This window comes from Streptomyces sp. NPDC006265, from assembly GCF_040613555.1.
Taxonomy (GTDB): Bacteria; Actinomycetota; Actinomycetes; order Streptomycetales; family Streptomycetaceae; genus Streptomyces.
In genome coordinates this window covers 1-10506 of sequence record NZ_JBEXSH010000249.1, presented here as the reverse complement: position 1 = coordinate 10506, position 10506 = coordinate 1, and the positions used below count along the sequence as shown (strand labels likewise).

Here is a 10506-nt window from a genome sequence, read left to right as displayed (position 1 = left end):
CGGCGTGCCGGCCGGAAGCCCTCGTACTGGACGTACTCGGGGTTTCGGCCGGTGCGGCGAGTGGGGGTGCCCCCTGCTCGAGCGGAGTCGAGAGCTTGGGGGAGCGTGCCGGGCGTCGTGACGGGGCGAACGTTGCCTGTCGCGGCACTAGGGTCTGAGGCATGACGACTACCAACGGTTCCTCTCCCCTCGATGTCGAGATCGGTGCGCTGCAGGGCGGTCCGGCCGACCTGTCCCAGTACGCGGGCAAGGCGGTGCTCGTGGTGAACGTCGCCTCCAAGTGCGGCCTGACCCCGCAGTACACGGGCCTCGAGAAGCTCCACGAGCAGTACGCCGGGCGCGGCTTCAGCGTCCTCGGCGTGCCCTGCAACCAGTTCCTCGGGCAGGAGCCCGGCAGCGCCGACGAGATCGCCGACTTCTGCTCGGCCACGTACGGCGTGACGTTTCCGATGACCGAGAAGGCCGAGGTGAACGGCGAGGGCCGGCACCCGCTGTACGAGCGCCTGACCGGCTTCGCCGACGCGGAGGGGCACAGCGGGGACATCCGCTGGAACTTCGAGAAGTTCCTCATCGGCCGCGACGGGCGGGTCGTCGCCCGCTTCTCGCCGCAGACCGAGCCGGACGCGGAGGAGGTCGTGGCGGCGATCGAGGCCCAGCTGGCCTGACGTCCCGCTGCTTGACCTTGCCCCTGGGGCAGGGCCGAGCGTCCTCGTCATCGGGCGGAAGAGCCGCCCGATGACGGAGGATGCCGTGGTGGACGGACCGGAACGGAACCTGGAGCTGCTCACCATCGGGGCGTTCGCCGCGCGTGCCCGCCTGTCGGCGAAGGCCCTGCGGCTGTACGACCGGCTCGGTCTGCTCGCGCCGGCGCACGTCGACGAGGCGACCGGCTACCGCTACTACCGCGCGGGCCAGGTCGAACGGGCCCGGCTCGTGGCGATGCTGCGGCAGCTGGACATGCCGCTCGCCCGGATCGCCGAGGTGGTCGAGGCGGGCGACGGGGCCGGGGCGGCCGAGTCGCTCGGTGCGTACTGGGCGGACGTCGAGACGCGGGTGGCGGGGCAGCGGACGCTCGCCGAGTACCTCCGTGGACGGCTGTCGGGGAGGAGCTCCGAGATGTACGGGAAGTTCGCGGTCGAGACGGTGGAGACACCTGCGCAGGTGGTGATCTCCGAGAAGCGGCACACGCTGGCGGACGAGCTGCCGGCGTGGATCGGGGCGGCGCTGGGACGGCTGGAGGAGGCGGCCCGGGAGTGCGGTGGTGTGGCCGGGGTGCCGTACGTCGCCTATCACGCGGAGGTGTCGATGGAGAGCGACGGCCCCGCGGAGGCGTGTGTGCCGGTGGCCGACGAGGCGGCGGCCCGGGCGTGGACGGAGCGTCAGGGGCGGGCGTGGGAGACGGCGGTACGGGTGGAGCCGGCCCGGCGGCTGGCGTACACCAGGATCACCAAGGCGCAGGTGGCACACCCGCAGATCCTTGCCGCGTTCGAGGCGGTGGAGGAGTGGATGGCGGCGCGGGGGCTGGCGGCGACGGGCCCCTGCCGGGAGCTCTACTTCGCGGACTGGGCGACGACGGGGCCCGGGGACCCGGCGTGTGACGTGGCGTTCCCGGTGAGCTGAGCTCCCTCAGGGATCTCCGGGCACAAGCGGAGCCCTCTCGGCAAGGACGGCGATGCTGGTCGAGAGGGCTCTGTCGGTGGTGCTTGTGGCGCTGTCGATCCGGAGTCAGGCCTTGACCGAGGCCACGAAGGCGTTCCATGCGTTGGCGGGAAACGCCAGCTTGGGGCCCTCGGGGATCTTGGTGTCCCCGAGCTCCAGGGCCTCGTCGACGGTCGACCTGACCATCACGCACGCGCCGTTGTTGTTGGTGTAGGAGGACGTCGTCCACGATTCCGTGGTGCCCAGACGAATTGCCATGTTCGCTCCGTTGCCAGTTGCGTTTACGCCAACCCGTGCTGGTGGTTGGCGTGATCGACGCTACTCGCCAACATCCTCGTTCGGAGCAGCCATTCACTCGACTGGATGGCATATTCCAGAGGAGACTTCCAGTCAGGCGTGTCAGGGGTGTAGCATCCCGCGCTTTGCCCGACGGAAGGTCATCCTCCGGAGGCGGCTCAACGCGCGTACTCCTTCGCGACGTTCTCGATGAGCTGCCGGGACTGGTCCACGTTGAGCGACTGGGCGCGCAGGTGCTCGTACATCACCGTGTACTTCTGCACGTCGAGCGGCTTCTCCAGGTACAGGTCGCTGGTGACGCCCTCGATGTAGACCACGCTCGAGTCGGCCGCGTCGGCGAACTCCAGGATCGAGTACTGGCCGTTGATGCCCGCGTGCGCGCCCACCTCGAACGGCAGGACCTGCACGGTGATGTGGGGCAGCTGCGACATCTCGATGAGGTGCTCCAGCTGCTCGCGCATCACCGGCCGGCTGCCGACGATCCGGTGCAGGGACGCCTCGTCCAGGACCACCCACAGCCGCAGCGGTTCGGTGTCGGCGGTGATCCGGCCCTGGCGGCGCAGCCGGACCTCGACCCTCTTGTCGTTGTCCGCGTCCGACGCCTCGGGCGAACCGCCGCGGATGATGGCCTCGGCGTACGCACGGGTCTGCAACAGGCCGGTGATGATCTGGGGTTCGTAGACCCGCAGCGACTCGGCGTCCGTCTCCAGGCCGATGTAGACGCTGTAGGGGATGTCCCCGAAGGCGTGCCACCAGCCCTGCTGCCGGGAGTCCTTGGCCATCTGCATCAGCGAGTCGACGATGCGCTGGTCCTCGACCTCGTAGACCCCGCACAGGTCGCGGACGTCGCGCTGGCTGATGCTGCGCCGCCCGTTCTCCAGCCGGCTGATCTTCGACTGCGACACCAGCAGCCGCTCGGCCACCTCTTCGGCCGTCATGCCCTTGAGCTCACGGAGCCTGCGCAGCTCCTGGCCCAGCCGGCGCCGCCTGACGGTGGGATTGACATTGGACGCCACGGGACGTGCACCTCCGGCTGCGTGCCTCTACTTTGCGTATCTGCTGTTGAGCAGACTGCCACCAAGGTGCTTACTACCGCTGGGAAACGGTGGATATGCGACGGGTACACGCCAGTTCGGGTACGGCACGCCGAGCGGGGCGGAGAGAGTGTGTGCTCTCTCCGCCCCGCTCGGACAGCGGCTCCCGTGACCGGGTTCGAGGGTACAGAGGTGCGTGGGCCGGGCGAAGTTCGAGCTGGTGCGGCGCGGCTCAGTGGGCCGCGACGCGCGCCATGGTTCCGTGGTGCGGTTGCATCGGAACGCCTCGGGCGGGCTCCGCTGCGGGCCTGGTGCCGCCGGCGGCCTGACGGCCGGACGGTGCCGGGTTGCGGCGCGGCTGGGCCGCGACGCCGTTCTGGACGTCCATCACCGCGTGCGCGACGAGACCGCCCATGGGGTCGTGCCTGATCAGGTCCCTGAGCCGAGAGCGAGAGGAGCGTCCCTCGTTGCCCGGGTACAGGTGCTTGCCGAGGCCGACCGCGTGGGCGAGGGCGGCGAGTGCCGCGGTCCGCGGGTCCGGCGGGACGCCGGTGCGGATCGCGGAGTCCAGCCGGGCCTTGATCTCCCGGCTGATCTCGGTGTCCGTCGCCTGGTAGCGAGTCGTCGGCAGCACCCCGCACATCTGGCCCGCCACGGCATGCACCATGCCGCACCGCTCCAGATGCGAGAGGTAGGTCTGGCGCAGCCCGAGACGCGGCCCGCCAATCCAGTTCACCGCACGTACGGGAGCGCCACGCCTTCGCAGCAGCTCCAACGCGCAGTCCAAAGTTGGATCTCCAGTCGGCCGTGGGGCCACCACGGCGATACGATCCCCGTCTGGGGCTATCCGTCCGGCCAGCGCCAGCTCCACTAGCTGCGCTCCGGCCAGACCGAGGTCGAGCGACTGCGGCTGCGCGGTGGTACCCGTGGTCGGGTCCAACGCCAGCAGCAGAAGCTCCTCCGGAAGTGTTCTGCGGCTCCTGCCCATCCATGCCTCCCCGCGTGGATGAAAGACAGGGTGACCCCTCTCACATTGGTCTGTCGAGGGTGCGTGACCGGTTCGTAGTGGAACCAGTAGGTATGTCGTTCTCGTCTACCGGATGGGTTTGGCCCGCACACAGGACACTGGTACATGGTTCGGACAGCGCCGGAGCGGTGTCACGGGCGGCGGTTCACGGTTCGGTACGCGCACGCGGGGATCAGCGGCGCGAGGAGGAGGCATCGGTGGCGGGCGAGTCCCCCGACAGGTCGAAGCAGCGCGAGTCGTCGGCACGAAGGACGTCGGGGAGCGCGAGTCCGGTTCCGGAGGCCAGGAGCGAAGCCGCCGACCCGCGGCTCGCGGTAGCCCGGGACCCGGAGAAGTCCTCGGCACGAGGCGGTGCCGACACGGCGACGCGCGTGCTGTCCACACGGACGGCCCAGGACCCGAAGAACACCGGGCGCGCCACGGGCGACTCGGAGCCGGAGGACGACGCGGGCCGGGACGAGGGCGACTCGGACACGGTGAGCGCCGCGGGCGACACCGGGCGGGCTGCGGACGCCGAGGAGACCGAGAGCGACTCGGGCACCGAGGACGCGGCGGCTGACGCCGGGCGGGCCGGGAGCGGCTCGGACGCCGAGGACGCGGACGAGTCCGCCGAGCGGGGTCCGAGCGACTCGGACGCCGAAGGGACCGAGGACGACTCGAGCACCGAGGACGCGGCGGCTGACGCCGGGGAGGGTGCTTCCGGGTCCTCCGAGGAGTCCGGGGCGTCCGGGGCCGACGGGGAGCCTTCCGACGCCGAGGGCAGCGACGGGCGGCTGCGGGATGCCGTCGCCGCGTGGGTCGCTTCGGCGGACGGGGGCGAGGAGCCTGCCGCCGCGAAGGGCGACGCCGAGGACGGCCGAGAGGCCGCCGAGCGCACGGGCGAGCCCACCGAGGCCGACACGGACGGCGAGGAGGCCGGGAAGGCCGCCGGGGTGTCGAAGCCCCGCTCGGACACCGAGGACGCGGACCGGTCCGCCGAGAGCGACGGAGACGGCGATAAGGGCCCTGCGGCCGAGGACGCGGACGACGCCGACGCCACGGACCGCCGTGAGGCCGAGCGCGACGCGGTGGCCCAGGACGCCGTGAGCGAGGCAGACGAGCCCGAGGCGGACCGTTCCGCCACGGACGGCAGCACCGCCGGGGCCGAGACCGACGACAAGACCGGCGACGAGGCCCCCAAGCCCGCGGACCCGCGAGTCTCCAGCGACGCCAAGACCGCGCCCAAGGACGCCGACCCCAAGGCCGCACCCGAAAACGCACCCACGACCACCGCCGACTCCGACGACGCCGAAGGCAAGGCCCGGAGCGGAGGCGACGCCGAGGACAAGCCCGGCAGCGACAAGACGTCGAAGCCCGGCGGAGCCACCGGCAGCACCTCCACGTCGGACGAGTCGAACAAGTCGGACGGCTCGACCGGCGACGACGCCCCCGCCGAACCCCCCGTCGACCAGCCCACCGCCGTCTTCAAGGCCCTGCGGCCGCCGGTCGATCAGCCCACCACCATGCTGAAGATCGGGGGCGGGACCAAGGACGCTCCGAAGAAGGACGCTCCGGAGAAGGACGCCGAGCGGACCAGCAAGTTCGTCGCGCTCAAGCCCCTGGACGACCCGGCGGCGAAGAAGCCCGTCGCCCCGGCCGAAGCCACCGCGTCCGTCCCCACCGTCGGCCCCGAGCGGACCACACAGCAGCCGCTGCCGCCCAAGCCGCCGCTGGATCTGCTGGCCGAGCTGACGAACACCCCGCCGCCCCCGGAGACCCCGCTGCGGACGGCGGCCCGGCGGGTGAAGATCTGGACGCCGCTGGTGCTGCTGCTGGTCGTCGTCTTCGCGGTCGTGCAGAGCGTGCGCCCGCTCCCCGCACCCACCCTCGAACTGACCGCCGAGGACAGCTACACGTTCGACGGCGGCAAGGTCGACATCCCCTGGCCCGCCGACGGCCAGGCCGCGCTGGACGTCCAGGGCATCGGCACGTTCGGGTCCTCCGGCGAGCAGAAGCCCGTCCCGATCGCGAGCGTCGCCAAGGTCATGACGGCCTACGTCATCCTGCGCGACCACCCGCTCAAGAGCGGTGAGGACGGCCCGAAGATCCCGATCGACCAGGCCGCGGAGGACCAGTCCGACGCCGGCCAGGAGTCCACCGTCGACGTCACCAAGGGCGACAGGATCACCGAGCGGGAGGCCCTGGAGAGCATCCTGATCGCGTCCGCGAACAACGTGGCGCGGCTGCTCGCCCGCTGGGACGCGGGGTCCGAGAAGGCGTTCGTGCGGAAGATGAACCAGGCGGCCCTGGACCTCGGCATGAAGAACACGACGTACACCGACCCGTCGGGCCTGAACAACACGACCGTCTCCACGGCCGTGGACCAGGTGAAGCTCGCCAAGGCCGCCATGCAGCAGCCGGCGTTCCGCGAGGTCGCGGCGATGATGTCGTACGTCGACTACAAGGGCAGGAAGCACGACAACTGGAACCGCCTGGTCGGTTACAACGACGTCACCGGCATCAAGACCGGCACCACCACCTCGGCACTCGGCAACCTCGTCTTCGCGGCCAAGAAGGACGTGAACGGCGAGATCCACCGGATCATCGGCGCGGTCGTGCGCCAGCCCGCCGGCGGCCCGGACAACACGATCCTGGGCGCCGCGCTGCACGAGGGCGACAAGCTGATCCGGGCCGCGCAGGGCGCGCTGGAGTCGGCGACGATCCTGAAGAAGGGCGACGTCGTCGGGTACGCGGACGACGGTCTCGGCGGCCGTACGCCGGTCGCCGTCACCGAGGACGTCACGGCCGTCGGCTGGGCGGGCCTGTCCGTCAAGCTGACGTTCGCCGGTGACGACCTGCCGCACACGGCCGAGGCCGGCACCAAGGTGGGCACGCTCACCGTCGGTGACGGAACGACCAGCGCCGTGAAGGTCCCGGTCGCCCTCCAGAAGGACCTGGCGGAGCCGGGCTTCGCGGCCAAGCTCACGCGCCTCGGCTGAGCCGGGGCGACCGCACCATCGCACTCCGCCGGTAACGGCCCGTCCGGGCGCTGCCAGGCGGGGTGCGTGCTAGCGTCCCGAACCGGGACAGGTCACCGCTCGCGGCCGCGCGGCAGCGGAAGCCGAGAACAGAAGACGGGACACGGGGAGTGCCTTCGAGTGGCCACTGCGGAGCCGACACGCGCAGACGACGCCGAACCGGGCTCGGTACCAGGCCCGCGAATACGGCTGCCCGAAGCACCGGAAGACACCGCGCCCGGGAGCGGCGCACCTGAGGGCGGCGCACACGAGGACGGCGGCTCGCGGTTCGAGTGGCCCGCCCCCGTCCTGGCGCTGCGCGAGCGCATGCTGCGGCATCCGGTCCTGTCCGTCACGGGCGTGGCCGCGGCGCTGCACATCCTCTGGTTCTTCACGTTCGCGAACAGCGGTGGCGATCTGGCCGCGCAGGACGCGTGGGCCGAGTTCGTCGGGCGGCACCCGGACTCGGCGTACAACCTCGCCTGGTACGGCGGGATGCACCCGGTGTCGTACAGCGTGGTGTCGCCGTACCTGATGTCGGTGCTCGGCGTGCGGACGACGATGATGATCGCGGGGACGGTCTCCGCCGGTCTGCTGACCCTGCTCCTCCTGCGCAGCCGCTCCGTGCTCAACCCCCTGTGGGCGTCGCTGGCGGGCGTGTTCGGGCTGTTCTGCAACGCGGTGTCCGGGCGGGTGACGTTCGGTCTTGGCATGATGTTCGCGCTCGGCGCGGTCGCCGTCGTGTTCTGCTGGCCGTACCGGTGGCGGTACAAGCGCTGGGCGAAGGCCCTGAGCGCGGCGCCGCTGGCCGCGCTGGCCACCATGGCGTCCCCGGTCGCGGGCCTGTTCGTGGGTCTGGTGGCGGTGGCGCTGTTCCTGCAGAAGCGGCGGCCGGGCGCGTGGGCGCTGGGTCTGGCGCCGAGCGCGGTGGTGGCGGCGTCGGCGTGGCTGTTCCCGTTCTCGGGCACGCAGCCGATGGTGTTCGGCTCGGTGCTGCTGCCGCTGGCGTTCTCCGTCCTCGCCTACATGCTGGTGCCACAGGACTGGAGGACGGTCCGGCTCACGGCCGCGGTGTACGGCCTCGGGGTCGTGCTGGTGTGGCTGATCAGCTCCCAGATCGGTTCGAACATCACGCGGCTGGCGATGCTGTTCGCCGGGGTCGCGCTGGTCTCCGCGCTGCCGTTCACGGTGCCGCGCAGCCGCAGGTGGTACGCGGTCGTGGTGGCGCTCTGCGGTTTCGGTGTGTGGATCGGCTTCAAGACGGTCGACGACATCGTGCACACGGCCCCGGCGGCGTCCTGGTCGCGCGAGGTCGCGCCGCTCGTCAACGAGTTGCAGGAGGTCGGCGCCGAGAAGGGCCGGGTCGAGGTCGTCCCCGCCCGCTCCCACCGCGAGGCCTCCGCGCTCGCCCCCTACGTCAATCTGGCCCGCGGCTGGAACCGCCAGGCCGACATGGAGCGCAACCCCCTCTTCTACGACGACACCCTCAACTCGGCGAACTACCACGAGTGGCTGAAGCGCTGGGCCGTGCACTACGTGGTGCTGCCGAAGGGCGAGCCGGACGGTGACGGGGGTCAGCGGGAGCGGGCGCTGGTGCGGCGCGGGCTGCCGTATCTGACCCAGATCTGGGGAAACGACACCTGGCAGCTGTTCAGGGTGACCGCGCCGACCCAGCTGGCCGAGCCGAACGCCGTGGTCGACCGGGCCGAGCAGGGCGAGATGACCCTCCAGGTGAAGAAGGCGGGCCGGGTCCTGGTCCGTATCCCGTACTCGCCCTGGCTGAGCATCGTCGACGCGGAGGGCAAGAGCCTGAAGCCGCCGCAGGAGACGGAGGAGTCCAGGAAACGTCCCGAGGGTGAGCCGAAGACCTATGTGAACGTCAACGGCTGCCTGGCGGAGACGGAGGAGGACGCCCAGGGCGACAAGTGGACGGAGCTGCTGGCCCCGAAGGCCGGCACCTACCGCCTGGCGGCGCCGTACCAGCTCCCCCGGGGGACGCCGTGCCCGGAGGAGCTGCGCTGAACCGGTCCGTCGCACCCTCTGAACCCCAGGTTCCCGTTCGATTACAGTGCTGAGCTGTCGTACGTATGGACGGTGCCCGGGGAGGTCTAGGTGGGTGCGACTGCCGGCGCCGTCTGGGGCCGTACAGAGCAGCAGGACTTCCGCAGCCGGGTGCGCGGCACCCTGCTCGGCGTGGCCGTGGGGGACGCGCTGGGCACGCCGGTCGACGGGCTGACCGTCGACGCCGTTCGGGAGGCGCACGGGGCGGAGGGCCTGGTGGACCTGGCCCCCGCCTACGGCAGACGCGGCGCGGTCACGCACCTCACCCAGCTCACTTTGTTCTCCGTCGACGGGCTGATCCGGGCCCAGGTCAGGCGGGACACCGGTGCCTGGCATCCGCCGACCGACCTGCACCGGGCGTATCTGCGCTGGGCCGCCACGCAGCACGACTGGGGGCCCGACGAGCGCCGCAAGGAAGACGGGTGGCTGGCGCGGGAGGAGTGGTTGTACGCGCGGCGGGACCCCAGCCGGGCCCTGCTGCTGGGGCTCGGCGACGAGACCATGGGGACCCCGGAGGCGCCCAAGAACCCCGGGGAGGCCGGGGCCGAGGCCGCCGCCCGGTCGGCCCCCTTCGGGCTGCTCGTGGGCTGGGAGCCGCAGCTGGTCGTCCAGCTCGCCGTCGAGTGCGCCGCGCAGACCCACGGCCATCCCACGGCCTCTCTCGCGGCGGGTGCGTACGCCGTGATCGTGCATGCGCTGGCGCTGGGCGAGAGCCTCGACGCCGCCGTGCAGCGGGCCTTCGGACTGCTGGCCGCCCGGCCGGGTCACCAGCCGGTGACGGAGGCGCTGCAGCATGCGCTGGGCGCCGTGCGGCAGGGCATGCCGGGGCCGGAGCGCGTGGCCGAGCTGAGCGGGGCGGGTACGGCGGAAGGGCTCGTGGCCGCCGCCGTGTACTGCGCGCTGGTCGCGGCGGACGTCCGGCACGGGCTGTGCCTCGCGGTGAACCACGACGGCCCGTCCGCCACCACCGGCGCCCTGACCGGCGGCCTGCTCGGCGCGCTGCACGGGGAGACCGCCCTGCCGCCGGCCTGGCTGGCGGAGCTGGAGGGCCGTCCCACCATCCTGGAACTCGCCGACGACTTCGCCATGGAGATGACCCAGGGCCCGGCCCTGCACGGCCCGGCCGGTTCCTCCCCCGGCTGGCTCGCCCGCTACCCGAGGGCCTGAACGGCCCCCTCGTCATGCCGCCGGGCGGCCACCCGGCACCTGGTCCGCAGCGCGGTGCGGGCTGTGCCGCTCACGAGCCGGAGACGGGCCGGCCGACCCCGGTCGTCGGCCTCTCGGGCGGGTCGCGCCGCGGTCCGCGGCACCGGTCACACAGCACTCGGGCGGCGGCGCCGGACGGCTCATCGGGCTGCCGGGCTCACCGCTGCCCGACGGCCCCGGAGCCGGGGCGCCGGGCACCGCATGCCGCCGGGCGGCCACTCCCGGC

General features: G+C 72.0%; 8 protein-coding genes. 5 read left to right on the top strand and 3 right to left on the bottom strand.

Translation table 11 applies throughout. From position 1 onward, the window contains the following. Window positions 1-161 precede the first annotated feature (161 nt). Together ABZ281_RS20900 and ABZ281_RS20895 are read left to right on the top strand one after the other, a co-directional pair. On the top strand, window positions 162-665 hold the full coding sequence (locus ABZ281_RS20900) for a glutathione peroxidase (protein WP_356657520.1): 504 nt from the start codon (window positions 162-164) through the stop codon (window positions 663-665). A gap of 70 nt (window positions 666-735) precedes the next feature. Further along, window positions 736-1620, top strand: a complete 885-nt coding sequence (locus ABZ281_RS20895; RefSeq protein WP_356657518.1) for a MerR family transcriptional regulator — start codon at window positions 736-738, stop codon at window positions 1618-1620. Window positions 1621-1725: 105 nt separating this feature from the next. On the opposite strand, the gene ABZ281_RS20890 is transcribed toward ABZ281_RS20895, so the two are convergent. The 3 genes from ABZ281_RS20890 to ABZ281_RS20880 all read right to left on the bottom strand — a co-directional run bounded on the left by ABZ281_RS20890 (window position 1726) and on the right by ABZ281_RS20880 (window position 3978). Then, the gene (locus ABZ281_RS20890) at window positions 1726-1917 is read right to left on the bottom strand and encodes a DUF397 domain-containing protein (RefSeq protein WP_356657516.1); all 192 of its coding nucleotides are present in this window, start codon (window positions 1915-1917) and stop codon (window positions 1726-1728) included. Between the two features lie 197 nt (window positions 1918-2114). Beyond that, the gene (locus ABZ281_RS20885) at window positions 2115-2972 is read right to left on the bottom strand and encodes a helix-turn-helix transcriptional regulator (protein ID WP_031103363.1); all 858 of its coding nucleotides are present in this window, start codon (window positions 2970-2972) and stop codon (window positions 2115-2117) included. A gap of 250 nt (window positions 2973-3222) precedes the next feature. Continuing rightward, window positions 3223-3978, bottom strand: coding sequence for a GPP34 family phosphoprotein (locus ABZ281_RS20880; RefSeq protein WP_356657514.1), 756 nt, complete (start codon window positions 3976-3978; stop codon window positions 3223-3225). A gap of 236 nt (window positions 3979-4214) precedes the next feature. Here ABZ281_RS20880 and ABZ281_RS20875 point away from each other — a divergent pair, with 236 nt between their 5' ends. The 3 genes from ABZ281_RS20875 (at window position 4215) to ABZ281_RS20865 (ending at window position 10241) form a co-directional block, all read left to right on the top strand. Continuing rightward, complete coding sequence (locus ABZ281_RS20875) at window positions 4215-6995, top strand: D-alanyl-D-alanine carboxypeptidase (RefSeq protein WP_356657512.1); 2781 nt, start codon at window positions 4215-4217, stop codon at window positions 6993-6995. 159 nt (window positions 6996-7154) lie between these two features. Then, window positions 7155-9035, top strand: a complete 1881-nt coding sequence (locus ABZ281_RS20870; RefSeq protein WP_356657510.1) for an MFS transporter — start codon at window positions 7155-7157, stop codon at window positions 9033-9035. Window positions 9036-9125: 90 nt separating this feature from the next. Then, on the top strand, window positions 9126-10241 hold the full coding sequence (locus ABZ281_RS20865) for an ADP-ribosylglycohydrolase family protein (RefSeq protein WP_356657508.1): 1116 nt from the start codon (window positions 9126-9128) through the stop codon (window positions 10239-10241). Window positions 10242-10506: the final 265 nt, after the last annotated feature.

Excerpts from the sequence above, each read along its gene's own strand:
- ABZ281_RS20900 (WP_356657520.1), top strand. The coding sequence starts at position 162 with ATGACGACTACCAACGGTTCCTCTCCCCTCGATGTCGAGATCGGTGCG.
- ABZ281_RS20890 (WP_356657516.1), bottom strand. The coding sequence starts at position 1,917 with ATGGCAATTCGTCTGGGCACCACGGAATCGTGGACGACGTCCTCCTAC.
- ABZ281_RS20895 (WP_356657518.1), top strand. The coding sequence starts at position 736 with ATGACGGAGGATGCCGTGGTGGACGGACCGGAACGGAACCTGGAGCTG.
- ABZ281_RS20880 (WP_356657514.1), bottom strand. The coding sequence starts at position 3,978 with ATGGGCAGGAGCCGCAGAACACTTCCGGAGGAGCTTCTGCTGCTGGCG.